The sequence below is a fragment of the Streptomyces coerulescens genome, from assembly GCF_042657965.1.
Lineage (GTDB): Bacteria > Actinomycetota > Actinomycetes > Streptomycetales > Streptomycetaceae > Streptomyces > Streptomyces coerulescens.
In genome coordinates this window covers 1,072,136-1,097,627 of sequence record NZ_JBHSKM010000002.1, presented here as the reverse complement: position 1 = coordinate 1,097,627, position 25,492 = coordinate 1,072,136, and the positions used below count along the sequence as shown (strand labels likewise).

Genomic DNA, 25,492 nt, shown 5'->3' with positions numbered 1-25,492 from the left:
CGGTGAGCGCATGCCCGAGAGGTCCGACACCCCGCCCGTGCTCCTCGGGAACGAACCCGGCTCGTTCCCGCACAGCGTGCTCGCCGAACGGCACCCGGCGATCATCCGACAGGTACGGGAGTCCTTCCCGTACGACCCCGAGCGGCAGCGTGCGCTGGACGCGCTCCTCGCCGGCTGCACCGAGGGCGTCATCGAGCCGCTCCCCGCCGACGCCCACGACCGGGACCACTGGAGGGCCTGGGGCGCGGACACGTACACCGGCCGGTCCTGGTTCGATGTGCCGTGGCTGTGGTCGGAGAGCTACTTCTACCGCCAACTCCTCGCAGCCGTCGGCTACTTCACCCCGGGCCCCTGGCAGGGCATCGACCCCTTCCGGCCCTCCAAGCTGGCCGAACTCGACGCCCCGGAGACGGACGAGGAACTGGCCGCCCTCGACGCCCTCGCGGACCGGCCCGCCGAGGAGCAGGACCGGGCGCTGCTGCACGGCTCGCTGTGGGGCAATCGCGCCGACCTCGGCTTCCGGCTCTCGGCCGCGCACGATGAGACCTCCTCGGACACCCCGCCCCTGGTGGCCGACGACAGCGACGCCCTCTGGTCCCTGCTCCCTCCCTCCGGCGCCGCCGGCGTGTGCCTGATCGCCGACAACGCGGGCCGTGAACTCGTGCCCGACCTGCTCCTCATCGCCCACCTCCTCACCCAGGGCCGTATCGCACGGGCCGTCCTGCACATCAAGCCGTACCCCTACTACGTCTCCGACGCCACGCACGCCGATGTGCTCGACGCACTGCGCCGGCTGACATCGGCGCCCGGCGCGGCGGCGACGTACGGCCGCACGCTCTGGTCGGCGCTGACGGACGGCCGTCTCACCGTGCGCGCCCACCCCTTCTCCGGCGGCCCGCTGCCGTACGCGGAGATGCCGGACGACCTGCGCGCGGAGCTCGGCGCCTGCGCCCTCACGATCCTCAAGGGCGACCTCAACTACCGTCGTCTCGTCGGCGACCGGCTCTGGCCGCCGACCACACCGTTCACCGACGTCACCGCGTACTTCCCCGGGCCGGTCGCCGCCTTGCGCACCCTGAAGTCCGACGTGATCACCGGCCTGTCCGCCCGCACGGAGGCGGCGCTGGTCGCGGCGGAGGGCCAGAAGTGGCGGACCGGCGGGACGCATGCGCTGATCCAGGTGCGGGCGTAGGGTCGCGCCGCTCGGCTCAAGTGATCTGCAGCGGAAGCGACTTGATGCCGTTGATGAAGTTCGACACCAGCCGCTCGGGCGGTCCCGCCGGCCGCAGCGCGGGCAGCGTACGCAGGGTCTCCCCGTAGAGCACGCGCAGCTGGAGCCGGGCGAAGTGCGCGCCCAGGCAGACGTGCGGGCCGTCACCGAAGGACACATGCGGGTTGGGCGTCCGGGACAGGTCCAGCCGGTCCGGGTCGGTGAAGACCCGTTCGTCGCGGTTGGCGGAGGCGTGGAAGACGACCACCTTGTCGCCCGCCCGGATACGCCGGCCGGCGAGCTCGGTGTCCTGCGCGGCGGTGCGGCGGAAGGTGAGGACCGGAGGGTGCCAGCGCAGCAACTCGTCCACGGCAGTGGGGAGTTCGGCGGCGCCGTCCCTCAGCCGTTCGTACGACTCCGGGTGCTCGGCGAGGGCGAGCAGCCCGCCGGGCGCCGCGCTGCGGACGGTGTCGTTGCCGGCGACGGTGAGCAGGAAGAAGAACATCTCCAGCTCGGGCTCCGCCAGTTCGGCGTCGTGGGCGAGCGTGGTCATCACGTCGTCGTCGGGGAACCGGAGCTTGTGCGCGGCCAGTTGGCGGGCGTAGGCGAACATGTCCCGCAGCATCGCGGGCGACCGTGGATTGACCGGTCTGCCCTGTCCGTCCAGCATCCGCGGGCCCGCCTCGTCGGGGTCCTGGTAGCCGATGACCCGCTGGGTCCAGTGCAGCAGCAGCTTGCGGTCGGTCTCCGGCACGCCGAGCAGGTCGGCGAGGTTGAGCAGGGCGTAGTCGTCGGTCACGGTGCCGACCAGGTCCGCGGTGCCGTCCGCCGCACGGGCCGTGTCCAGGGCGTGCGCCAGGAGCGTACGGGCCCGGTCCTGCGCGACCTGTACGAAACGGTCGACGCGGCGCGGGGTGAACGCCCGGCTGACGAGCCGTCTCAACCGCCCGTGGCCCGGCGGATCCTGATTGAGCATCATGCGCCGGATGAACGGCAGATCGTCCGGGTCGGGATCACGGATCTGGGTCGCGCCGAGGTGCGAGGAGTACGTCGCCGAGTCCTTGAGCACCCGCACGACGTCCGCGTGCCGGGTCACCGCCCAGAACCCGGGCCCGGCCGGCCAGCCCAGCACCTCGCGCTCGTCCTGCCGGGCCACGGGGTGGTGATCACGCAGGACGCGGTAGGCGTCGTAGGGCACGCCGGTGGCGTACTGCGTGGGGTCGAAGACGTCGGGGACGGAGGTCATGTGACCAAGGTGACGCATACCGGTGAAGACCGACAGGCGGAGTCGTCCGGGTTGGTGTGCCGGCGGTGTGCGCCGAGTGCCGCATGTGGTGATCATGACAAATTCTTGCTAGTCATGACGACATGCCGTTACGCCAATTGCGCCCGGGAACGAGGACTGCGGCGGCCGCCACGGCCGGCCTCATGCTGCTGGCGGTCACGTCCTGCGGCGACGACGGGGACTCCTCGTCCGGGCCCGACGGGCGGAAGACCGTCACAGTGGCCGCTCTGCCCCTCGTCGACTGCGCCGCCCTCTACATCGCGCGGGATCGCGGCCTGTTCGAGAAGGAGGGGCTGGACGTCCGCATCCAGCAGATCCAGCAGAGCCTCCAGGCGCTGCCCGCCCTGGCCAAGGGGCAGATCGACATGGTCGCCAGCGCGAATTACGTGACCTATCTCCAGGCCCACGAGCAGGGCACCCTCGACATCCGGATCGTCGCCGAGGCGATCAGGGCCGCACCGCGCATGATGGACGTCCTCGTGCCCGAGGACTCGGACATCAAGAGCATCACCGATCTCGCGGGCAGGAAGCTCGCCGTCAACGTCCTGAACAACGTCCAGTCCCTCACCTTCGACGAGATCCTGGAGAAACAGGGCGTGGGCGAGCCCGTCTACCGGGCGATCCCCTTCCCGCAGATGGGCGCCGCCCTCGACAAGGGGCAGGTCGACGCCGTGCACGCGGTCGAGCCCTACGACAGCGCCATTCAGGACGAGCTGAAGGCCAGGGTCCTCGTCGACGGTGCGTCCGCGCCCGTGGAGGCCATCCCGCTCAGTGGCTACATCAGCACGGGGGAGTACACCGAAGGACACGGCGAGACGCTGGCCGCGTTCCAGCGGGCCGTCAGGGCGGCCGTGGAGATCGCCGAGCAGGACCCGTCCGTCGTGCGCGACACCCTGCCGACGTACACCAAGGTGACGAAGGAGCAGGCCGACTCCATCGACCTGCCCGTCTTCCCGCCCGTCATGGACGCCGCACAGCTCACCCGGCTCACCGACCTCATGAAGAAGCACGGGATGCTGAAGAAGCCGATCGATCCGGCGACGTTGCTGGTCAAGTGACGTGAAGGCCCGTCAGGAACAGATCGTCCTGGGCGCATCGGGGGTGCTGCTCGCCGTCGGTGCCTGCGAGGCCGTCTCCCGCGCCGGACTCGTACGGCGCAGCCATCTCCCGCCCGCCTCGGAAGTCCTCGCCCGGGCCGCGGAGCTGGCGGGCGACGCCGTCTTCCTGGACGGCATCGCCGCCACGCTGCGCGCCTGGGCGCTCGGTCTCGCACTGGCCGTCGCCATCGCCGTCCCGGCAGGACTCGTCCTCGGGAGCGTGCCGGTCGTCGACGCCGCCGTACGCGCGATCGTCGAGTTCCTGCGGCCGCTGCCGTCCGTCGCGCTGATCCCCCTGGTCTCCCTGCTGCTCGGCTCGGGCACCGAGACCAAGGTCGCGCTGGTGACGTACGCGTCGGTCTGGCCGATCCTCTTCAACACCATCTACGGCCTCGGCGAGACCGACCCCCTGGCCAAGGACACGCTCCGCGCCTTCGGCTTCGGCCGCCTCGCCGTGCTGCTCCGCGTCGAGCTGCCGGGCACGGCCCCCTTCATCGCGGCCGGAATCCGTATCTCGGCCGCGGTCGCTCTCATCCTGGCCGTCGCCACGGAAATCCTCTCCGGCTTCGGCGAGGGCCTCGGCATCTTCATCGCCCAGGCCGGCCTGGCCACCGACGGCACACGGGATGTGCTGGCGGGCGTGGTGTGGGCGGGCGTGCTCGGGCTGGTCGTCAACGGGGCGCTGGTATGGGGCGAGCGAAGGCTGTTCCCGTGGACGCCCGGGCAGCGGGGGGTCGGGTGACGGTGGGCGTGAGGGTGCGGGTGCCGCCGTGGGGGACGGGCCGTGTGGGTGGTCCGGTCGGCGACGCCGCCGTACGCCACGCTCTCCTGCGCTGGATCGTGCTCGCGTCGGCCGTGATCCTCTGGCAGGTGATCGCCCACGTCCACGGCAGCGTGTACTTCCCGCCACCCGCGGAGATCGCTCGGCACGCCGTCGATCTGTGGTTCTCGGGGCCCGTCCGGCATGTGTTCCTCACCGAGGAAGCCGTCGGGAACATCCTGCCGAGCCTCGGGCGGATGGCGGCCGGGTTCGCGATCGCCGCCGTCGCCGGGATCGCGCTCGGTGTCGCGATCGGCCGTTCGCGACGCGTGTACGCCCTGTGCGACCCCGTCCTGCAATTCGCCCGAGCCGTCCCGCCGCCCGCCCTCGTCCCCGTCCTCGTCGTGATCCTCGACTTCGGTACACCGATGCAGATCGCGTCGATCGTCTTCAGCGCCGTCTGGCCGGTGCTGATCAACACGGCCGAAGGGGCCCGCGACACCGACCCGTTGCGCATCGAGGTCGCCGCCGTCCTGCGCCTCACCCCCCTCGAACGGCTTCGCTTCCTGATCCTGCCCTCCGCGCTGCCCCGCATCTTCGCCGGACTGCGCCTGAGCCTCTCCCTCTCGCTCATCCTCATGGTCTTCTCGGAACTGCTCCCGGGCACCGCCAACGGCATCGGCTTCACGCTCACCGACGCCCAGTCCCGCTCCGACCTGCTCACCGTCTGGTCGGCGCTGCTCCTGCTCGGTGCCCTCGGTCACCTCCTCAACACCGGCCTGCTGGCGGTCGAGAAGCGACTCGTCGGCCGGGGGAGGACGACGACCGCATGACCCGTACGCCCCCACCACCTCCGTCCAGGGACAGCCATGCTCCGCCTAGCCGCGGTCGGCCGGCACTACGGCGACCACCAGGTCCTGCAAGACATCTCCCTCACCGTGCCGGACGGCCAACTCCTGTGTGTCGTGGGCCCGTCCGGGTGCGGCAAGACCACCCTGCTGCGCACCATCGCGGGCCTGCTTCCCGGGTACGACGGCACCATCACGCTGGACGGCACGCCCGTGCGGGGCGTCCCCGACAACCTGGCCGTGGTCTTCCAGGACTACGCCCGCTCCCTCTACCCCTGGCTCACGGTCCGCGAGAACGTGGCGCTCCCGCTGCGCCGCCGGGACCTGCCGCGAGCGGAACGCCGGGCCGAGGCCGAGCACATCCTGGCCCGGGTCGGCCTGACGGACGCCGCCCGCCGGCACCCCTGGCAGCTCTCCGGAGGCATGCAGCAGCGCGTGGCCATCGCCCGCGCCCTGGTCTGCCGCCCCGCCCTGCTGCTCATGGACGAACCCTTCGGCTCCCTGGACGCCCAGACCCGCGAGGACCTGGAGGACCTCCTGCTGGAGGTCCACCGCACGGACGGCGCGACGATCGTCTTCGTCACCCACGACATCGACGAGAGTGTGTACCTGGGCGACCGCGTCGTCGTCCTCTCCCCGGGCCCCGGCGCCAAGGTCGTCCTGGACCTGCCGGTCGAACTCCCCGGCCCCCGGGACCAGATCACGACCCGGGGACTGACGCAGTTCGTCGCGCTGAGGTCGCAGGTGGGGCGGGCGGTGCGCAGCAGATAGCACCGGCCCGCGTCGATACCGCCCCGCCGCTCAGCGCACCCGCACGTCCTGCCACACCATCCGGTGGTCGGAGGTCGGCACCGTCGTGCCGTTGCCCACCAGCCGGTACAGCGGGTCGTCGGACGTGGGCCAGAAGACGCCGTTCGAACCCGGGGTCAGGCCCTTGGACGGCAGGACGTAGTCGACCCGCAGATTGCCGGGAGCCGTGTCGCCGAAGTCGGAGGTGTCGTACGCGGGATCGCCGAGGTGCGAGGTGTTGGCACCGCCCTGGAGTCTCGCCGCCTCCACGCCACCCGCGCCGGCCGGCGGAGCGGCCGGGAGGTTCACGGCGGGGTGGTCGAGCAGCTGCCCGATGGCGTGGTCGTAGCTGTCGCCGTCGAACGGGTCGGCGTTGTTGTCACCCGCGATCACGAACCGCGCCCCGGGACGCAGCCCGCCCCGCCGGCCCTTGTCGTCGTACAGGTAGGAGCCGCGCCGGCGCCCGCCGATGTAGTCGGCCCACAGCCGGATCTCGTCGTGGTTGCGCCGCCCGTTGCGGTCCTCGGTGCCGTCGAACGTGGGCGGCGTCGGGTGGGAGACCAGGAAGTGCACGGTGTCGTGCCCGATGCACACCGGCACGTCCCAGTGGCTCTTCGACGACAGCCGCAGGATCGCGCGGGCCTCGTCGCTGTAGTAGCCGGGCGGCATGAGGTGCCCCGGCATGTCCTTCCACAGGAAGCGCTGGAAGGTGCGCACCGCGCGCGTGTCGATCGGGAACTTCGACAGCACGAGCATGCCGTACTGGCCCGGGAACCAGCCGTACCCGTACGCGTCCTGGCCGTACGCGTCCGAACCGGGCGTCGTGACCGCGCCGTTCCTGCCGTCGAGGTCCACGCCGGTGGAGACGCCCGTGTTCACGGGGCCGGTGAAGTGGTACGGGAAGCGGACCGGTGCGGCGCCGCCCTGGCCGACGGCCAGGTAGTTGCGCAGGAACAGCCGGGCCGCTCTGCCCTGCTCGTCGTAGTCGAACTCGTTGATCAGCAGGACGTCCGGGTCGACCCGCTGGATGGTCTCGGCGACATTGCGCGCCTGGACGTTGTCCGGCGTCGACAGGTCGGTGATCAGCGCGCCCTGGGTGCCGCGGTTCAGGGAGGCGTTGAAGGTGGCGAACCTGACGGACCGGCGGCCGTGCCGCTCGGCCGCCGACGCCGGGAACGCCGCGGTCGTGGCCAGCGCCGCCCCGGCCAGGGACGCCAGCGCCGTACGGCGGGAGAGGGATCCGGTGGGATTCATCGCGACTCCGGTGCGGGAAGGGACACAGAGGGACAGGCGAAGCGGGAAAAGTCTGCGCGCGTAGAGATGAACGCCGCAAGGCCCGCCGAGAACTCCCGGATTCACCCCTCATTCACGCGATGGTGTGATCATGTCCTGCGCCGCGGATGCCCGTTGGAGCCCGGGGGTAGGGCCCGGCCATGACGCACCAGCCCTTCGAACTCCCGCACTTCTACATGCCGTATCCCGCGCGGCTGAACCCACATGTCGACGAGGCGCGCGCCCACTCGGCCGCGTGGGCGCGCGAGATGGGCATGCTGGAGGGGTCCGGGATCTGGGAGCAGGCCGACCTGGAGGCGCACGACTACGGCCTGCTCTGCGCCTACACCCACCCCGAGTGCGACGGCCCCGCGCTCTCCCTCATCACCGACTGGTACGTGTGGGTCTTCTTCTTCGACGACCATTTCCTGGAGATCTTCAAGCGCACCCAGGACCGCGTCGGCGGCAAGGCCTATCTCGACCGGCTGCCGCTGTTCATGCCGATGGATCCGTCGACCCCGATGCCGGAGCCGCAGAATCCTGTCGAGGCCGGTCTCGCCGACCTGTGGACACGCACGGTGCCCAAGATGTCCGCCGACCGGCGCCGCCGCTTCTCCGTCGCCACCGAGCACCTTTTGAACGAGTCCCTGTGGGAGCTGTCCAACATCAACGAGGGGCGTATCGCCAACCCCGTCGAGTACATCGAGATGCGCCGCAAGGTCGGCGGCGCCCCCTGGTCCTCCGGCCTCGTGGAGTACGCGACCGCCGAAGTCCCCGCGTCCGTCGCCGAGTCGAGGCCGCTCAGGGTGCTGATGGAGACGTTCTCCGACGCCGTGCACCTGCGCAACGACCTGTTCTCCTACCAGCGCGAGGTCGAGGACGAGGGCGAACTCAGCAACGGCGTCCTGGTCCTGGAGACCTTCTTCGGCTGCACCACCCAGCAGGCCGCCGACATCGTCAACGACGTCCTCACCTCCCGGCTGCACCAGTTCGAGCACACCGCCCTCACCGAGGTCCCCGCCGTCGCGCTGGAGAACGGGCTCACCCCCCAGGAGGTCGCCGCGGTCGCCGCGTACACCCGGGGACTCCAGGACTGGCAGTCAGGCGGCCACGAGTGGCACATGCGCTCCAGCAGGTACATGAACGCGCGTGCCCGGCCCACCGAGCCCTGGCGCGGTCCGACCGGCCCCGGCACCTCCGCCGCCGATGTCGGCGCGCTGCTCGCCGCGGCCGGGGCCGAACGACTGCGCGCGTACACGCACGTGCCGTTCGAGAAGGTCGGCCCTTCCCTGCTCCCCGACTTCCACATGCCCTTCCAGGTGGAACTCAGCCCGCATCTGGCAGCCTCCCGGGGACGCCTGACCGAGTGGATGCACCGTATGGGGATGCTCCAGGAGGGCGTCTGGGACGAGGACAAGCTCGCCGCCTACGACCTCGCGCTGTGTTCGGCGGGCCTGGACCCCGATGCCACCCCCGAGGCGCTCGACCTCAGCGCCCAGTGGCTGGCCTGGGGCACCTACGGCGACGACTACTACCCCCTCGTCTTCGGGCAACGCCGCGACCTGGCCGCAGCCCGGCTCACCACACGGCGCCTGTCGGACTGCATGCCCGTCGACGGGGAGCCGGCGCTCGTCCCCGCCAACGGCATGGAGCGCGGCCTGATCGACCTGTGGGCGCGTACGACCGCGGAGATGACACCCGACGAGCGCCGCTCCCTGAAGGACTCGGTGGACGTCATGACCGAGAGCTGGGTGTGGGAGCTGTCCAACCAGCTCCAGAACCGCATCCCCGACCCGGTCGACTACCTGGAGATGCGCCGCGCCACCTTCGGCTCCGACCTCACCCTCAGCCTGTGCCGGATGGGCCAGGGCCCCGCCGTACCGCCGGAGGTGTACCGCAGCGGACCCGTCCGCTCACTGGAGAACGCCGCCATCGACTACGCGTGCCTCCTCAACGACGTCTTCTCGTACCAGAAGGAGATCGAGTACGAGGGCGAGATCCACAACGCGATCCTCGTCGTGCAGAACTTCTTCGGCATCGACTACCCGACTGCGCTCGACGTCGTCCACGACCTGATGACCCAGCGTATGCAGCAGTTCGAGCACGTGGCCGCGCACGAACTGCCGATCGTGTACGAGGATTTCGGGCTCTCGGAAGAGGCCAGGGAAGTCATGCGGAACTACGTGACGGACCTCCAGAACTGGCTGGCGGGCATCCTGAACTGGCATCAGAAGGTCGACCGTTACAAGGCCGAGTACCTGGCCCGCCGCGCCCACGGCTTCCTGCCGGACCGCGGACCCGCAGTGCCGGTCCTCAGCTGATCTCCCGCACCCGCGCCGCGGTCTCCTCGGCGAGCTCCCGTACGCCGTTCGCGGCGTTCTCCGAGAGCTCGCCGAGTATCGCGTCGGCGGCCGCGAGAAGTGCGCGGGCCTCCTCCGGGTGGTCCGCGTCGGCCAGGGCGCGGGTGAGCCGGTAGTGCTCCTCGGCGATGAAGCGGCCGAGGTTCACGCACTCCCAGTGCCGCAAGGTGTCGTCCCCGGGCGCGGCCAGGGTGTCCCGCAGGGCCGCCGACGTACCTACGGCCTCAGGCAGTTGACCGGCCACACGCTCCAGACGGGTCTGCTCCAGGCGGGCGGACACCCGGTCCCAGGCCGACTCCTGCAACGCGGCGTACAGCCGCTGGGCGCGCAGTGCCTGGGTGTGGTCGTCGAGTTCCTCGAAGTCCCGGGCCAGCGCACGCAGCGGCGCGGTGGCCAGGCCGCGCGGCGCGTCGGGGCGGCGCAGTCTGCTCTGGTCCATCACGATCCCGTCCAGCTCGCGGATCAGGGCGACCCGGGCGAGTTCGGTCATGCCCTGGTCGCGGGCCAGGTCGGTCCAGGTGGACACCGGCTCGTCGGCGGGGTCGGTGCCGAACATCGAGTCGTCGAGTTCCCGCGCCCACTGGCGCAACTCGTCCGCCTCCGCGCCGGGTTCCGGCATCTCGCCGAGGCCGCAAGCGGTGTCGAAGTCCGTCTGCCGCACCTCGTGCAGCAACGGCAGGTCCCCGGTGTCTCCGCGCAGCCCCACCAGCACGGCTGCCAGCCGTAGTTCGTCCGTCATCGAGGACCGCGCCTCGTGCCGCAGCAGATGCCGCAGCAGCCCCGAGTCGTCGTCCGCGCGGTCGAACTGCGCCGCCCGCAGCGCGAGCCGCCGCCGCACCGGATCCTCAGCGACCTCCTCCCACGCCGTACGGTCGTCCGCCCGCAGCAGGGCGAGATCGGCGCGGCCGGCCGCGAGGACCGGCTCCCACAGCGCGGGGGCGGGCGGACCGATCAGCTCGTAGGCGCACCCCTCCTCGGCGTTGAGCAGCACGAAGTCCGGCTCGGTGCGCGACAGCGCGGCATGCAGCATGCCGACGAGCTCGACCGCCGAACGCTCCGGGAAGCCCAGCGCGGCACGGAGCTCGGCCCGCTCCTCGTCGATGCCGTGGTACTCGCGGATCTCCTCCTCGCTCTGTGCGACACACGCCAGGATCTTCTCCTCGCCGTCCTCCGGCGACAGACCCGTGCAGTCGTGCCAGCCCGGCAGCCCCGTCACGATGTCGAGGGCCACCTCGACACTGGACCCCAGGACGCCGGCACCGCCCTCCGAGTCGGCGTAGAGCACCGACCCGTCCGCGCACACGAAGTACGTGCCACCGGTGTCGTCCCCGGCCACCACCTCCAGCGGCCGGCCCGAGGCGAGGCGGACCTCCTCGACATGTCCGTGGGCCGCTCGGGCGAGGTCGAAGTGGAAAGGAAAGGCGGCCAGTCCGGCCAGCCGGGGGTCCTGCCGGAGCATCCGCAGCGCGCGATCGGTCATGTCACAGAACGTAACAGCCGCCACTGACAACGGACTTCCCACTTCCGGATGAGGTCTCGGAAACTTTCCGTCCGGAACGGGACAATCAGGGAACTTCGACGGTGCGGCGGGAGTCTTCCGGGGTGAGGGGAACAGACAACGAGAACACACGGGGGTGTTCGACCTTGACTGACATCATCGAGAGGCTCACGGACAGCGACAGGAAGACGGAGGAGGAGCAGCCGCTCGACACCGGCGAACTCACGCCGTACGTCGCCCCGCTGACCGTCCCGCCCGTCCTGCGCCCGACGTCCGACGACGTCCTGCAGGAGACCGAGATCGCCTTACGCCCGACCTGGGTGCGCCTGCACCCGCAGCTGCCGCCGACCCTGATGTGGGGGTACGACGGCCAGGTGCCTGGCCCCACCATCGAGGTGCGGCGCGGACAGCGCGTGCGCATCGCCTGGACCAACCGCATTCCCAAGGACGGCGAGTACCCGGTCACCGCGGTGGAGGTGCCGCTGCGCACCGACGGCCGTCCGCAGTCCACCACCGAGCCCGGCCGCGAGGGCGTCGAGCCGAACAAGGACGTCGCCGCGCTGCCCGCCTGGTCCGTCACCCATCTGCACGGCGCCCAGACGGGCGGCGGCAACGACGGCTGGGCGGACAACGCGGTCGGCTCCGGCGACGCCCAGCTCTCCGAGTACCCGAACGACCACCAGGCGGTCCAGTGGTGGTACCACGACCACGCCATGAACATCACCCGGTGGAACGTGATGACGGGCCTGTACGGCACCTACCTCGTCCGTGACGACGAGGAGGACGCCCTCCGGCTGCCGTGCGGGGAGCGGGAGATCCCGCTGCTGCTGGCCGACCGCAACCTCGACACCGACGAGGACGGCAGGCTCAACGGGCGGCTGCTGCACAAGACGGTGATCGTCCAGCAGCAGAACCCGGAGACGGGCAAGCCGGTCTCCCTCCCGTTCACCGGCCCGTACAGCACGGTCAACGGCCGCATCTGGCCGTACGCAGACGTGGACGACGCCTGGTACCGCTTCCGGCTGGTCAACGCGTCCAACGCGCGTATCTACGACCTCGTCCTGGTCGACGAGGACGACACTCCGGTCCCGGGCATCGTCCACCAGATCGGCAGCGACGGCGGACTGCTGCCGCGCCCGGTCCCGATCGACTTCGACGGCGCGCTGCCCACGCTGACCGCGGCGCCGGCCGAGCGCTTCGACCTGCTCGTCGACTTCCGTGGTCTCGCGGGCCGGCGGCTCCGCCTGGTCAACAAGGGCCGCAACCAGCCGCCGGGCGTGTCCGACCCGGCCGGTGACGTGCGCTATCCGGCAGTCATGGAGTTCCGCGTCCGCGAGAGCTGCGAGACGGACACCTTCGAGCTGCCCGAGGTGCTCTCCGGCTCCTTCCGCCGGCTCACCCACGACATCGAGCACGGCCACCGGCTGGTCGTCCTCACCCCGCCCGCCACCAAGGGAGGCGGCGGCCACCCGGAGATCTGGGAGATGACGCAGGTCGAGCATCCGGGCGACATCCAGGTCCCCACCGAGGGCGTCATCCAGGTCACCGGAGCGGACGGGAGGACGAAGACCTACCGGCGCACGGCCCGGACGTTCAACGACGGTCTGGGCTTCACCATCGCCGAGGGCAGCCACGAGCAGTGGAGCTTCCTCAACCTCGCGCCGATCGTCCACCCCATGCACATCCACCTGGCCGACTTCCAGCTGCTCGGCCGGGACGCCTATGACGTCTTGGGCTTCGACCCGGCGATCGGCGGCACCCGCGTCCCGATCCGCCACGACGCCGGCACCACGATCCCGTTGGCGCCCAACGAACTCGGCCACAAGGACGTCTTCCGGGTGCCCGGGAACCAGATGCTGCGCGTCATGGGCAGGTTCGACGGGGCGTACGGCCGGTTCATGTACCACTGCCACCTCCTCGAACACGAGGACATGGGCATGATGCGCCCCTTCGTCGTCATGCCCCCGCAGGCCCTGAAGTTCGACCACGGTGCCGGTCACGGCGGCCACGGGGCGGGACACCAGGGCTGACGGCACACCGCAGTCGGCCGGCACGCACGCGCGTGACACCCCCGGTGCCCTGAGGAGACGGACTTCCCGTTCCTGACCACTGGTCAGTCTCACTCGATCGTGGCTCGTTGTGCGCCGGTGCGAAGGGTAGTCACCAGCCGGAGGCGATCCGATGGAACAGACTGCGTTGCGACCCAAGCCCATGCCTGGTCAGGGGCCCGGCGAAGGCGAGACGACCGAACCCGGCGTACGGCGTCCGCATGCCGCGCCCCGGCGCCGTGGCCGCCGGCACACCACCCTGTTGTGCGCCCTGCTCGCCGGGACGGTCCTGGTCCTGACCGGGGTCGGCCTCGGCACCCTGGGCGCCACGGTGATCGGCATGAGCAGACTCGCCGAACTCCAGAAGCAGGCCCGGCCGAGCGCGCCCGGGAGCCCGGCCACCTCCGCGCATCCCGGTTCCTCGACACCGCCGGTCGCCTCGGCGTCCCCGGCGATCGACGCGACCCTGGGCGTGGAGGCGGTGGACGACGACGAGCCGGGCGCCCTGGTCGTCGGCGTGCACGTCCCCGGGCCGGGATACACGGCCGGCCTGGTCCGGGGCGATGTGCTCCTCGCGTTCGGCAGGACCCGCGTCGAATCGGCCGCCGACCTCGCGCGAGCCGTCGCCGGGTCCCGCCCCGGCGACGACGTCACCCTGACGGTGCGCCACCGCGACGGTGGCCGTCAGCAGCTGACGGTGGTCCCGGGCGTCCTCACCTGACCGCCCCCGCGTCCGTCCGGCAGTCCCTGAAAACCACTGGTCACGAACCGCCGGCAGGGCCACGATGACCCCATGCCGACCACTCTCCTCGCCTTCCTGGGGGCGTGCACCCTCATCGCCGCCTCGCCCGGCCCGAGCACGGTGCTGATCATCAAGCAGTCGCTGCACAGCAGGCGCTCCGGCTTCCTGACCGTGCTGGGCAACGAGACCGGCGTCTTCGTCTGGGGCGTGGTCGCCGCCCTCGGCCTGACCGCGCTGCTGACGGCCTCCGAGGTGGCGTACGACATGATGCGGGTGGTCGGCGCGGTCGTCCTCGTCGGCTTCGGCATCCAGGCGCTGCGGCAGGCCCGGCGCGCCCAGGGCGGCGAGGGCGGCGCCTGGGAGGGCGCGCCGAAGAGCGGCTGGGCCTCCTACCGAGGCGGGCTGCTGCTCAACCTCGCCAACCCCAAGGCGGCCGTCTTCGCGATGTCGTTCCTGCCGCAGTTCGTGCCGCGGGGTGCCCCGCACCTGCCTGCCATGGTGGGCCTCGCGGCGCTGTGGGCGGTCTACGAGGTCGGCTACTACGGCCTGTACGTGTGGTTCGTGGGGAGACTGAAGTCCGTGCTGTCCCGCGCGGGCGTGCGGCGCCGTCTGGAGCAGGTCTCCGGAGGCGTGCTGCTGCTCCTCGGCGTCCGTATGGCGCTGGAGGGCTGAGCCGTGCCGGAGCAGCCGTCCGCGAGTCCCGCCGACCGGCTCGCGCCGCCCCGCGCGTCCGGGCAGGATGCTGCCCGTAGTGCATTCACGCACCCAGGGAGGCCCGGATGACCGGCACCGCACCCGCGCCCTTCACCGCGGACGACTACCGGGCCCGCATGGAGCGCGCCGCGCGGGCGGCCGCCGACGCGGGCCTCGCCGGGCTCCTGGTGGCGCCCGGCCCGGACCTGGTGTGGCTCACCGGCTACGCGCCCACCGCCGAGACCGAGCGGCTCACCCTGCTGGTCCTCGTCCCCGGCCGGGATCCCGTGCTCGTCGTCCCCGCCCTGGAGGCCCCGGACGCCGCGCACGCCTCCGGCGCGCCCGGCCTGACCCTGCGCGACTGGACCGACGGCAAGGACCCCTATGCCGCCTCCGCCGCACTCCTCGACGCGAGCGGCCGGTTCGGCATCAGCGACAACGCCTGGGCGATGCACCTGCTGGCACTCCAGAGGGCGCTGCCCGGCACCTCGTACGCCTCCCTCACCGACGCCCTGCCGATGCTGCGCGCCGTCAAGGACGCCGCCGAACTGGAGCTGATGGCGGCCGCGGGTGCGGCCGCGGACGCAACGTTCGAGGAGATCCGGAAGGTTCCCTTCGGCGGTCGCCGTGAGTCCGAGGTCGCCGCCGACCTCGCCGAACTGCTGCGCCGCTTCGGCCACTCCCAGGTCGACTTCACGATCGTCGCCTCCGGACCCAACGGCGCCAATCCGCACCACGAGGTGGGCGACCGGCTGATCGAGGACGGCGACATGGTCGTCCTCGACTTCGGCGGTCTGAAGGACGGCTACGGCTCCGACACCTCCCGCACGGTCCACGTCGGCGAACCCACCGAGGAGGAGCGCCGGGTCCACGATCTGGTCCGCGAGGCCCAGGAGGCGGGCTTCCGGGCGGTGCGGCCGGGCGTCGCCTGCCAGGAGGTCGACCGGGCCGCCCGCGCGGTCATCGCGGACGCCGGATACGGCGAGTACTTCATCCACCGCACCGGTCACGGCATCGGCGTCACCACGCACGAGCCGCCGTACATGATCGAGGGCGAGGAGCAGCCGCTCGTGCCCGGCATGTGCTTCTCCGTGGAGCCCGGGGTGTATCTGCCCGGCCGCTTCGGAGTGCGGATCGAGGACATCGTGACGGTCACCGAGGACGGCGGCCGGCGGCTCAACGACACGACCCGCGAGCTGGTCATAGTCGGCTGACCCGCCGACCGATCCCGGCGCACGGAGCCCCCGTAGACCCCCGAGCGACAACGGCGCGACCATGACCCAGGCACCGACACCCACCGCGGACACCGTCCGCCGACTGGTCCGTTCCCTGCTCAAGGAGGGCGTGGACGACTCGGCGGGCCCCGAGGTCCGGCCCGCCGTCCCGGGCGCCGAACCCGCCACCTGGTGGGTCGGCAACCGCCATGTGCTGCGCCTGGCCCGCGACCGCGAGGCGGCCGCACGCCTGCGCCGCGAACTGCGCCTGCGCGACCTCGTCCGGTCGCACGTCCCGGTCACGGTGCCGACGAGCGTCGCCTACGGCGAGTGGGCGCCCGGGCTGAGCTACACCCTGGACACCAAGGTCCCCGGCGGGTCCGGCGCGGAGCACGACGTCTCCGCGGTCGGGGAGGCCGACCTGGCCGGGCTGCTGACGGGGCTGCGGGAGGTCCCGGTGCGGCAGGCCGAGACGCTCGGCGTGCCGCGGGCCGCACAGCGTCCGCTGGACGCCCTGCGCCGCAGCGCCGAGAGCGCCGCCGCGCGGCTGGCCGACGCCGACGAGTTCGACGCCACCAGGCTGCGCCAGCTCACGCAGCCGGCCGCCGTACAGCTCGCCGCCCAGCCCGGCACCGCCGTCCTCGTCCAGCACGCCCTCACCGGCGACCACCTCGTCGTCAGCGCCGACGGCCGGGTGCGCGGCGTCCTCGGCTGGGCCGACACCGTCCTCGGTGACCCCGCCGAGGACATCGCGGGCCTTGCCCGTGCCGTCGGCTCCCCGGCCGCCGTCCGCGCCGCCACCCTCGCCGGCTACGGCGCCCGCCCCTGTCTGCGCGGCCTGTGGCTGGCCCGCTGCGACACCGTGCTGCACCTCGCGGCCCGTCTCGACGGCAAGGGCGGGACACCCCTCGCACAGCTGCGGACACAGCTGCACCACGCCTGGGAGGCGATCCTGCTGGAGCGCGTGACGGAGCTCAGGGAGGACGACGAAGGGGACGACGAGCTCTAGAACCCGCCCCGGTTCAGCCCTGCAGCAGCACCACGCACGACTCCCCGGGCACCTGCAGCACCCCGTCCGCGCCCGGCGCCTCCACCGGATCCCAGGCCGCCAGTACGTCCGCCTTGCGCGGCCCCAGCGGGATCGCGGCCGGCTCCTTGGCGAGGTTGACGGCCACGCGTACGTCACCGCGGCGGAAGGCGAGCCACCGCTCGCGCTCGTCGTAGGCAACCTTGGTGTCGGCGAGGTCGGGATCGGTGAGGTCGGGCTGCTCGTGGCGCAGGGCGATGAGGCGGCGGTACCAGGCCAGCACGCGCGCGTGGGGCTCGCCGTCGAGCTCGGACCAGTCGAGGCAGGAGCGGTCCCGGGTCGCCGGGTCCTGCGGGTCGGGCACGTCCTCCTCGGCCCAGCCGTGCGCCGCGAACTCCCGCCGTCTGCCGCGCCGTACCGCCTCGGCGAGCTCCGGATCGGTGTGGTCGGTGAAGAACTGCCAGGGCGTCCCCGCGGCCCACTCCTCGCCCATGAACAGCATCGGCGTGAACGGCGCGGTCAGGGTGAGCGTGGCCGCGCAGGCCAGCAGGCCGGGGGAGAGCGTCGCCGCGAGCCGGTCGCCCTGGGCCCGGTTGCCGACCTGGTCGTGGGTCTGGCCGTAGCCGAGGAGGCGGTGCGCCGCGACGCGCGTACGGTCCAGGGGGCGCCCGTGCCGGCGGCCCCGGAAGCTGGAGAACGTACCGTCGTGGAAGTAGCCGCCGGTCAGGGTCTTGGCGAGGCCGGCCATGGGGGCGCGCGCGAAGTCGGCGTAATAGCCCTGGGACTCGCCGGTCAGCGCCACGTGCAGGGTGTGGTGGAAGTCGTCGTTCCACTGCGCGTGCAGCCCGAGGCCGCCCTCCTCGCGCGCGGTGATGAGCCGGGGATCGTTCAGGTCCGACTCGGCGATCAGGGACAGCGGCCGGCCCAGGTCGGCGGCGAGCGCGTCGACGGCGGTCGACAACTCCTCCAGGAAGTGGCACGCGCGCGTGTCCTTCAGCGCGTGCACCGCGTCCAGCCGGAGCCCGTCGATCCGGTAGTCCCGCAGCCAGGCCAGCGCGCTCTGAACGAGATACGCGCGCACCTCGTCCGAACCGGGCGCGTCCAGGTTGACGGCGGCACCCCAGGGCGTCTGATGCGTGTCCGTGAGATAGGGGCCGAAGACGGGCAGATGGTTGCCGGACGGGCCGAAGTGGTTGTGGACGACGTCGAGGACCACGCCCAGGCCCAGTTCGTGCGCCCGGTCGACGAAGCGTTTCAGCGCCTCGGGGCCGCCGTACGGCTCGTGCACGGCCCACAGCGAGACACCCTCGTAGCCCCAGCCGTGCCGCCCGGGGAACGGGCTCAGGGGCATCAACTCGACATGTGTGATGCCCAGTTCGGCCAGATGCTCCAGCCGCTCGGCGGCCGCGTCCAGCGTGCCCTCGCGGGTGTACGTGCCCACGTGCAGCTCGTACAGCACGGCGCCGGGCAGCGGCCTGCCCGCCCACTCGGTACGCCATGCGTAGGTGTCGTGGTCGACGACCGCGCTCAGCCCGTCCGGTCCTTCCGGTTGCCGCAGCGAGCGCGGATCGGGCAGCACGGGACCGTCGTCGAGCGCGAAGCCGTACCGTGTTCCGTCCCGAGCCTCTGCCTCCCCCCACCACCATCCCGCGCGATCGGGATCGCGCTCCAACGCGCGCGTGGCGCCCTCGCAATGGAGTGCCACACGGTCGGCCTTCGGTGCCCACACCTCGAACTGCACGGACGGTTCCCCTTCGTCTGCTCACCGTGATGTAGCCCGTCCATGGTGCTTCAAACGAGATCAATCCGCTTTTGAATCTTCCCTTTTGCGGCGGGTGTCGCGGCGGCCCGGCCGGGCACGCGCGCGCGGCGGCCGTTTCCCCGTTTTCTGGACACCCGGGGTCCACTGACCGACAATCAGCACCGTGACGTCGTCTTTCGAGTTCAACACGTACCCCGCGCGGCTTTCCGACGCGGAGCGCGACAAGGCGCTGAAGGTGCTGCGTGACGGCGTCGCCATGGGGCGGCTGTCGCACGACACGTTCGTACGGCGCATGGAACTGGCCCTCTCCGCCCGCCGCGCGGACGAGCTCGCCGTGCTCACCGCCGACCTGCCCTCGGAGAGCCGGCTGTCGCGCGTGGTGTTCGGCACCGTCGAGGCGCTTTCCGGCTTCACCGTACGGCTGCGCAGGGCCTGGCAGGCCGAGCGGCTGCCCAAGCTGCTGCTGCCCCACCCCACGAGCGGCCATCCGCTGCGCATAGGCCGCGACCCCGCCAACGGACTGCGGCTGACCCACGAGACGGTGTCCCGGGTGCACGCCGAACTGAGCCATCAGGGCGGCTTCTGGGTCCTGCGGGACCTCGGCTCCACCAACGGCACCACGGTGAACGGGCGGCGGGTCATCGGCGCCGTCATGGTCCGCGAGGGCGACCAGGTCGGCTTCGGCCGGATGTCGTTCCGCCTGGACGTGCACTGAGCCCTCGGGCGGCCCGTACCGGCGCTCGACCGGATCTGTCGAGGTAAGTCCCTTTGCCTTTCACGGTGTTGACGTACCCGACAACTCGTGACTGACTGTGCGTACACCATGCACACCAGGTGAACCGACGGCACCACATTGTGGAGGTGTGCCCTGCCGCCACTCCTCCGCTACCTGACCGTCGACGAGCTCGGCGCCCGGGCGGCCGCACTCGTCGCCCGCCGCCCCCGTGACACCCGATTGCGCCGTGTGGGCACGTCCCGCGCGGGCACACCGCTGTGGCTGCTGTCCGTGGGCCACGGCAGCCGGCAGGCCCTGGTCGTGGCGGGCCCGCACGCCAACGAGCCGGTCGGCGGCGGCACCGTGCTGCGGCTGGCGGAACGGGTGCTCGCCGACCCCCGCCTGCACGAGGGCGCCGACGCCACCTGGAACCTGCTGCTGTGCCTCGACCCCGACGGCCTGCGCCGCAACGAGGGCTGGCTGCGCGGCCCGTACGCCCTCGGCGGCTACTTCCGGCACTTCTTCCGGCCGGGCTTCCTGGAACAGCCCGAATGGCTGCCCGACGGCGCGGACGCCGTCACGCTGCCCGAGACCCGCGCCCTGCTCGACCTCCAGGACGAACTGCGGCCCTTCCTGCAGTGCTCGCTGCACGGCGTCGACGTCGGCGGCGGCTTCGTCGAGCTCACCCACGACCTGCCCGGCCTCGCCCAGCGCGTCGCGCACTCCGCGGCCCGCCTCGGCATCCCACGCGAGCTCGGCCCCTACGACACCCTGTACTGGCCGGAGCTCGGACCCGCCGTCTACCGGATCCCCAGGCCCCGCCGGGGCGATCTGGCCGCAGCGATCACCGAGGCGGCCGTGGAGTCGACCTGGTTCCATCCGCACCGGCACGGCACGGTCACGGCGGTCGTCGAGGCCCCGATGTGGGGTGTCGCCGCGGTGGAGGACGGGGCGCGCCCCGCAGATGAGGAAACGGTCCTGCGGATGGTGAGCCACACGCTCCGCCATGACACCGGCGTCCTGCAACGACTGCTGGAGCGCATACGCCCGCACCTTCCGGCCGGGCCGGAGACGGCCCGGCTGCTCGCACCGGTCGACGACTATTTACTGGTCTGCCCGGGACTCGCCGACACCTGGGACCCCGACCTCGAGGACCCCGTCGGCGCCCATCCCCTCCCGCCCCTCAGCACCGCCCACCTCGCCGCCCTGCGCATCGCGGGACGGCGGCTCGCCCTGCGCACCGCAGGGCTGCTGCACCAGCTCGTGACCGCCGCCGGACGCGATCCGGCCGGGGCGCTGCCGGAGCTGGACCGGCTCATCGACGAGTGGTGCGACGACTACCGGGACGGCTGCGGAGCACGCTGGATCCCCGTCGCCCGCCAGGTGGAGTACCAGGCGCGGGTGGTCCTCGCCGCGTTCGAACTCGCCGGACGCCACGCACCCGCGTGCTCCCGTTCGGGTGAGCCGGGGTGGAATGCCGGGGCCGCCGTGCCGATACACCGGGAATGACGCGAAGCATCTCAGCGGTACGAGGCGGTCTGCTCGCGGCAGCCGCCGCCCTCGCCCTCGGCGCGACCACGCCACCGGCGACGGCACAGGACTCCGACACCGGCAACTGGCTCTTCGTCACGGTCACCCGCGGCGACGGCCGCCACGGCGGGACGCCCGGCACCCTGCTGCTGTGCGACCCGCCGCAGGGTCACGCGCACGCCGCCGAGGCCTGCGCGGACCTCGACCGGGTGGGCGGCGACATCAGCCGGCTCCGGCAGAAGGACGCCTTCTGCCCCATGATCTACGCGCCGGTGACCGCCCACGCGCGCGGGGAGTGGAACGGGCACCCGGTCGACTACAGGGAGACCTTCTCCAACGGGTGCGGGCTGGCGACGCAGACGGGATCGGTGTTCGCTGTGGACGGCTGACGCCGAACCTCACGGGTTGCCAGGGCACAGGGCCGCACGCGCGCGTGCGGCGGCTCACTCAGGCCGCCCTCCCGCGCGCGTGCAGCGCCGCCGCGACGACCGTGCGGGACTGGTGCTCGACCTGGTGCTCCAAGGGCACCCAGCGGGCGCGGAAACGTTCCGCGAAGGCGTCGCTCCAGGTCGCCACGAGGTGTTCCAGGCGCTGTGCCCCGCTGTCGTCGGTCTCGTGCAGGACCCGCAGCAGCATGGCCGCCGCCCGCAGCGGCAGCCGGCGCCCGAAGGCGTCCACGCTCCCCACGTACGCCATCGTGTCGTCGGCGGGCGGTGTGTGCGTCCAGTCGGCGGCCAGCCCCGGCACCAGTTCCAGCGCCCACGTCGCGGCACGCAACAGGGGCCCGTCGACGCCGTCCAGCCGGGGGAGCGCCTCGGTCAGCACCCGCTCCACCTCCCGCGCGTCCCGCCGCAGCCGGGCCGCCAGCCGGCGCATCGCCCCGGCCGGGTCGGGATGCGGCGCCGGGTCGTCCACCAGGTCGCTCGCCCACATCGGCACCTCGACGACCGCGGTGAGCCCGCCGTAGCGGTGCACGTGGTACCAGGTGCTGCTGCGCGCGTCGTCCGGCATGCTCGGGTACGCCGCGCCCGCGCCCGGCGCCGGCATCACATGCACCCCGGGTCCGGACGCAGGCCAGCCCGCCGCGTCCGAGGCGCCGGTCTCCACCGGGATGTGCAGCTCCGCCGCCGACTTCGCGAACGGCTCCGCGAGCCCGGGGACGTCCTTGGTCAACTGCACCCAGCTGCCGCCCAGATCCGTGCCGTGCAGAGTCACCTGGAGATAGGGCCGCAGCTCGTCGATGACCCGGGTCAGCGCACGCGTCTCGGGCGGCAGCCGGCCCGGCGGCAGCGCGGCCGGAGCCCACTCCGGCTGCTCGGGCGCCGCCGGCCGGAAGAAGCCGAGGTGGTAGTCGAACAGGGTGCGGGGAGCCGGGGTGACATGCAGGCTCGCCCCGTCGGGATCGGCGCACAGCAGGAAGTGCCAGGAGGTGTCCGCCCGCAACTCCCGCTCGCGCAGCACCCGTTCGGCGACGGCGAGGAGGGTCGGGCCGCCGGTCGGTTCATTGGCGTGTGCCCCCGCGACCACCAGGACGGCGCGCCGGGCCTGGCCGATGGACAGCAGATGCAGGGGTCTGCCGGCCCGGGAGAGCCCCACCTGTCTCAGGGTGCACAGGGCGGGTCGGTGGGCGGCCAGTGCACGGGCGGACAGCACCAGTTCGGCAAGGGAGGGGTAGCGCAGCTCCGGCAGGAGACTCACCCCCGTCATGTCCGCCCGGCTTCGCAATCCGCAGTACCCCATGGTCTGGTTTAGGTGTCAAGGAGTTGACGGGGGAGCCTCCCGGGGGCGCCCAGTTGCATTCGACGCCGGCAGGGCGGGGCGGTCGGTTTCAGGGGGAGTGCCGGGTCTGTCCGGGCGGTGGACCATACGGCGTCCGCCTGCGCTTATGGGCGCCGGGCGCATGGGAGTGCGGGCCGCCTCGCCCGCTCGTCACCGTGCGCCGATCGTCGTATACGACCCTCCGGCGTGTGCGCGGGCCCGAGCCGGTCGCGGGCAGGTACCGGCGGCGCGCGTGAGAGCCGTGCACGCCCGGAGCGCGCACGGCCGCCCCCACCGGCCACCGCCGGCGCCCACCCCTCACTCGACGACCGTCGGCCACCGCCCGCGCCCACCCCTCACTCCGACGACCCGTCCCCGACCCGCTCCAGCAGCACCACCGGAAGCCGCTCGAACAGCTCCTCCACGCGCGCGTGCCCACTGAACTCGCGCTCCGGGGCAAGGACGTCCGCCCACCGCCCCGGAGGCAGCGGCAGCAGCGTCTCGCGCCAGCCGCCCGACCGCGTCAGCCGCAGCGACAGCCGCGTCACGGCGGTGAGGACCGCTCCGGACCGCACGAAAGCCACACAGTGACCGGACGCCGGCCCCTGGGCGGTGAGGGGTGTGTACGACGCCGAGTCACCGAACACCTCGGGGCGCCGCGAGCGCAGCCGCAGCGCCGCCGCCGTCACCGCGCCCTTGTCGCCCGGGTCCTCGTGCGGGAAGTGCACGGCCCTGCGATTGTCCGGGTCGACCAGTGCCCGGTACTCGCCCTCCGTGCCCTGGTAGACGTCCGGGACGCCCGGCATCGTCAGGTGGACCAGCGCCATGCCGAGCAGGTTCGCCCGGATGTGCGGCTCCAGACGGCTCCGGAAGGCCGCCACCGGCTCGCCCGGCGCCCCGCACGGGCCCGCCGCGACGAACGCCGCCACCGCCTCCTCGTACGGCGGCTCCTGCTCCGTCCAGGACGTGAACAGCCCGGCCTCGCGCACATGCTTCAGCAGCGCCCCCTGCACGCGCTCGACGGCCGCCTCGCCCAGCCCGAACACCGTCTGCCAGGCGGCCCACGCCAGTTGCGCGTCCGGCACGCCCTCGCCGTCGCGAGTCACCTCGGCCAGGACGTCCGCCCAGCGCTGCGGGCACTCGGTGAGCACGGCCAGTGCGGCCCGTACGTCGGCGCTGCGCTTGGTGTCGTGCGTCGACACGACGGTGCCGGTCGCGGGCCAGTCGCGCTGCACGCGCGCGCAGTACGCGTGGAACTCCTCGGGCGGGACGGCGGGGCTCCCCGGGTTCCCGCCCACCTCGGTCGCCGACAGCAGCGGCACATAGCGGTAGAACGCCGTGTCCTCCACGGACTTGGCCCGCAGCGCCGACGCCGTCTGCGCGAACCGCGTCCGGAACTCCAGCTCGTCCGGCCCGTCCCCGGCCCGCCCGAGCACCAGATCGCGTACGACGTCGACCGCGCCGGCCTCCTCGGGCACGACGAAGGCGAGCCGGGCCTCGGCCGCGGCCTCCTCGGTGACCACACGGGACGCGTCACCGGAAGAGTAGGGCCGGTACACCTCCAGCCGGACCAGGAGTTCCTGGAGCGCGGTCCGCAGCGCCCAGGGCGCCCGGTCGCGCAGCGCGGGCTCCGGGGACGTCGTGCACACCCGGCTCGCGACCCGCGTCAGCCGGTCGACCTCCGCGGCCAGCTCGTGCGTGAGCACCTTGTACGCCGCCCGCCGCACCGTCGCCTCCCAGTCGCCGCCGCGGTCCGTCTGCGGGGCCGCGAACCGCCGGTACAGGCCGAGGAGTTCACCGAAGCCGGCCGGGTCGGTGAACAGGCCGTCGATGTGCCGCAGGGCGTCGTAGCCGGTGGTGCCCGCGACCGGCCAGGAGGCGGGCAGCTGCTCACCGTCCGAGAGGATCTTCTCGACGACGGTCCAGCGCCCACCGGTCGCCTCGTGCAGCTGCCGGAGGTAGCCGTCGGGGTCGGCGAGGCCGTCGGGGTGGTCGATGCGCAGCCCGTCGATCACGCCCTCGTGCAGCAGCTGGAGGATCTTCGCATGCGTGGCGTCGAACACCTCCGGGTCCTCCACCCGCACGCCGATCAGTTCCGAGATGCTGAAGAACCGCCGGTAATTCAGCTCCGTGCGGGCCAGCCGCCACCACACCGGGCGGTAGAACTGGGCGTCCAGGAGCTCGGGCAGCGGCAGTTCCGCGGTGCCCTCGCGCAGTGGGAGGACATGGTCGTAGTAGCGCAGAACCTCGCCGTCCACCTCCAGCCGGTCCAGTTCCTCGCCGAGCGGGTGCCCCAGCACCGGCAGCAGCACCCGGCCGCCCTGCGCCTCCCAGTCGATGTCGAACCAGCGCGCGTACGGCGACTTGGGGCCCTCGCGCAGCACCTCCCACAGGGCGTGGTTGTGACGCGGGGACATGGCCATGTGGTTCGGCACGAGGTCCACCACCAGGCCCAGACCGTGCTCCCGCGCGGTGCGGGCCAGCGCGCGCAGCCCCTCCTCGCCGCCCAGTTCCTCGCGCACGCGCGCGTGATCCACGACGTCGTATCCGTGCCCGGAGCCCGGAACCGCCTCCAGGACGGGGGACAGATGCAGATGCGAGACGCCGAGCGAGGCCAGATACGGCACGGCCGCCGCGGCGGCCCCGAACGGGAACGCGGGCTGCAGCTGCAACCGGTAGGTGGCGGTCGGCACCATCGGGTCAGGTCGCTCAGGTGTCATGGAAACGTACGTACCCGCCCTGCCGCCCTTGGTGTCATCGTCCCCTCCACGTGGGCCCACCATGGGAGTGATGGGCACGGAAGCGACGGTGGGCCCGGAGGCGTACGCCGGACGCGCCGCCGAAGGCCACCTCCACGCGCGCGTGCCCGACCGGAGGCCGGGCA

General features: G+C 72.4%; 20 protein-coding genes. 14 read left to right on the top strand and 6 right to left on the bottom strand.

The window, feature by feature from the left end:
- Positions 1-10: 10 nt before the first annotated feature.
- A complete protein-coding gene (locus tag ACFPQ9_RS06345; protein ID WP_380847825.1) occupies positions 11-1,192 on the top strand; it encodes a damage-control phosphatase ARMT1 family protein in 1,182 nt (393 codons plus the stop codon).
- Positions 1,193-1,208: 16 nt separating this feature from the next.
- On the opposite strand, the gene ACFPQ9_RS06340 is transcribed toward ACFPQ9_RS06345, so the two are convergent.
- A complete protein-coding gene (locus ACFPQ9_RS06340) occupies positions 1,209-2,456 on the bottom strand; it encodes a cytochrome P450 (RefSeq protein WP_380847822.1) in 1,248 nt (415 codons plus the stop codon).
- 182 nt (positions 2,457-2,638) lie between these two features.
- Between ACFPQ9_RS06340 and ACFPQ9_RS06335 the strand changes: the two genes are divergently transcribed.
- From ACFPQ9_RS06335 to ACFPQ9_RS06320, 4 genes are read left to right on the top strand one after another with little or no spacing between them, the layout of a single operon-like run.
- The gene (locus tag ACFPQ9_RS06335) at positions 2,639-3,553 is read left to right on the top strand and encodes an ABC transporter substrate-binding protein (RefSeq protein WP_380847819.1); all 915 of its coding nucleotides are present in this window, start codon (positions 2,639-2,641) and stop codon (positions 3,551-3,553) included.
- Position 3,554: 1 nt separating this feature from the next.
- Entirely contained in the window at positions 3,555-4,334 is a 780-nt protein-coding gene (locus ACFPQ9_RS06330; protein ID WP_380847816.1) for an ABC transporter permease, read from the top strand.
- Positions 4,335-4,378: 44 nt separating this feature from the next.
- Positions 4,379-5,185 carry an ABC transporter permease gene (locus ACFPQ9_RS06325; RefSeq protein ID WP_380847813.1) on the top strand — a complete coding sequence of 269 codons (807 nt, stop codon included), beginning with the start codon at positions 4,379-4,381 and terminating at the stop codon, positions 5,183-5,185.
- Between the two features lie 36 nt (positions 5,186-5,221).
- Positions 5,222-5,971: an ABC transporter ATP-binding protein gene (locus ACFPQ9_RS06320; RefSeq protein WP_380847810.1), complete on the top strand. Its 750-nt coding sequence runs from the start codon at positions 5,222-5,224 to the stop codon at positions 5,969-5,971.
- A gap of 30 nt (positions 5,972-6,001) precedes the next feature.
- Here the strand turns inward: ACFPQ9_RS06320 and ACFPQ9_RS06315 are convergent, their stop codons facing one another.
- On the bottom strand, positions 6,002-7,243 hold the full coding sequence (locus ACFPQ9_RS06315) for an endonuclease/exonuclease/phosphatase family protein (RefSeq protein WP_380847807.1): 1,242 nt from the start codon (positions 7,241-7,243) through the stop codon (positions 6,002-6,004).
- 179 nt (positions 7,244-7,422) lie between these two features.
- Between ACFPQ9_RS06315 and cyc2 the strand changes: the two genes are divergently transcribed.
- Positions 7,423-9,582 (top strand): germacradienol/geosmin synthase Cyc2, encoded by a 2,160-nt coding sequence (gene cyc2 / locus ACFPQ9_RS06310; RefSeq protein ID WP_380847804.1) that lies wholly within the window; start codon positions 7,423-7,425, stop codon positions 9,580-9,582.
- Here cyc2 and ACFPQ9_RS06305 read toward each other — a convergent pair.
- Positions 9,575-11,101, bottom strand: a complete 1,527-nt coding sequence (locus tag ACFPQ9_RS06305; protein ID WP_380847801.1) for a hypothetical protein — start codon at positions 11,099-11,101, stop codon at positions 9,575-9,577. The genes cyc2 and ACFPQ9_RS06305 overlap by 8 nt on opposite strands.
- A 164-nt stretch (positions 11,102-11,265) precedes the next feature.
- On the opposite strand from ACFPQ9_RS06305, the gene phsA reads away from it, so the two are divergent.
- From phsA to ACFPQ9_RS06280, 5 genes are all read left to right on the top strand, one after another.
- The gene (gene phsA / locus ACFPQ9_RS06300) at positions 11,266-13,149 is read left to right on the top strand and encodes an O-aminophenol oxidase PhsA (protein ID WP_380847798.1); all 1,884 of its coding nucleotides are present in this window, start codon (positions 11,266-11,268) and stop codon (positions 13,147-13,149) included.
- A 151-nt stretch (positions 13,150-13,300) separates the two neighbouring features.
- The gene (locus tag ACFPQ9_RS06295) at positions 13,301-13,888 is read left to right on the top strand and encodes a PDZ domain-containing protein (protein WP_380847795.1); all 588 of its coding nucleotides are present in this window, start codon (positions 13,301-13,303) and stop codon (positions 13,886-13,888) included.
- Between the two features lie 72 nt (positions 13,889-13,960).
- Positions 13,961-14,581: a LysE family translocator gene (locus ACFPQ9_RS06290; RefSeq protein ID WP_380847793.1), complete on the top strand. Its 621-nt coding sequence runs from the start codon at positions 13,961-13,963 to the stop codon at positions 14,579-14,581.
- 107 nt (positions 14,582-14,688) lie between these two features.
- Positions 14,689-15,816, top strand: coding sequence for an aminopeptidase P family protein (locus ACFPQ9_RS06285; protein WP_380847791.1), 1,128 nt, complete (start codon positions 14,689-14,691; stop codon positions 15,814-15,816).
- Positions 15,817-15,877: 61 nt separating this feature from the next.
- Entirely contained in the window at positions 15,878-16,825 is a 948-nt protein-coding gene (locus ACFPQ9_RS06280) for a phosphotransferase family protein (protein WP_380847788.1), read from the top strand.
- Positions 16,826-16,838: 13 nt separating this feature from the next.
- Here the strand turns inward: ACFPQ9_RS06280 and treZ are convergent, their stop codons facing one another.
- The gene (treZ, locus tag ACFPQ9_RS06275) at positions 16,839-18,584 is read right to left on the bottom strand and encodes a malto-oligosyltrehalose trehalohydrolase (RefSeq protein ID WP_380847785.1); all 1,746 of its coding nucleotides are present in this window, start codon (positions 18,582-18,584) and stop codon (positions 16,839-16,841) included.
- Positions 18,585-18,768: 184 nt separating this feature from the next.
- Here treZ and ACFPQ9_RS06270 point away from each other — a divergent pair, with 184 nt between their 5' ends.
- The 3 genes from ACFPQ9_RS06270 (at position 18,769) to ACFPQ9_RS06260 (ending at position 21,239) form a co-directional block, all read left to right on the top strand.
- Positions 18,769-19,320, top strand: a complete 552-nt coding sequence (locus ACFPQ9_RS06270; RefSeq protein WP_380847782.1) for an FHA domain-containing protein — start codon at positions 18,769-18,771, stop codon at positions 19,318-19,320.
- Between the two features lie 138 nt (positions 19,321-19,458).
- Complete coding sequence (locus ACFPQ9_RS06265) at positions 19,459-20,829, top strand: M14 family zinc carboxypeptidase (RefSeq protein ID WP_380847779.1); 1,371 nt, start codon at positions 19,459-19,461, stop codon at positions 20,827-20,829.
- Positions 20,826-21,239 (top strand): SSI family serine proteinase inhibitor, encoded by a 414-nt coding sequence (locus ACFPQ9_RS06260; RefSeq protein ID WP_380847776.1) that lies wholly within the window; start codon positions 20,826-20,828, stop codon positions 21,237-21,239. Before ACFPQ9_RS06265 ends, ACFPQ9_RS06260 begins: the two co-directional genes overlap by 4 nt.
- A 58-nt stretch (positions 21,240-21,297) precedes the next feature.
- Here the strand turns inward: ACFPQ9_RS06260 and ACFPQ9_RS06255 are convergent, their stop codons facing one another.
- Together ACFPQ9_RS06255 and treY are read right to left on the bottom strand one after the other, a co-directional pair.
- Positions 21,298-22,548 carry a M14 family zinc carboxypeptidase gene (locus ACFPQ9_RS06255; RefSeq protein ID WP_380848456.1) on the bottom strand — a complete coding sequence of 417 codons (1,251 nt, stop codon included), beginning with the start codon at positions 22,546-22,548 and terminating at the stop codon, positions 21,298-21,300.
- Between the two features lie 416 nt (positions 22,549-22,964).
- A complete protein-coding gene (treY, locus tag ACFPQ9_RS06250; protein WP_380847773.1) occupies positions 22,965-25,328 on the bottom strand; it encodes a malto-oligosyltrehalose synthase in 2,364 nt (787 codons plus the stop codon).
- Between the last annotated feature and the right edge of the window lie 164 nt (positions 25,329-25,492).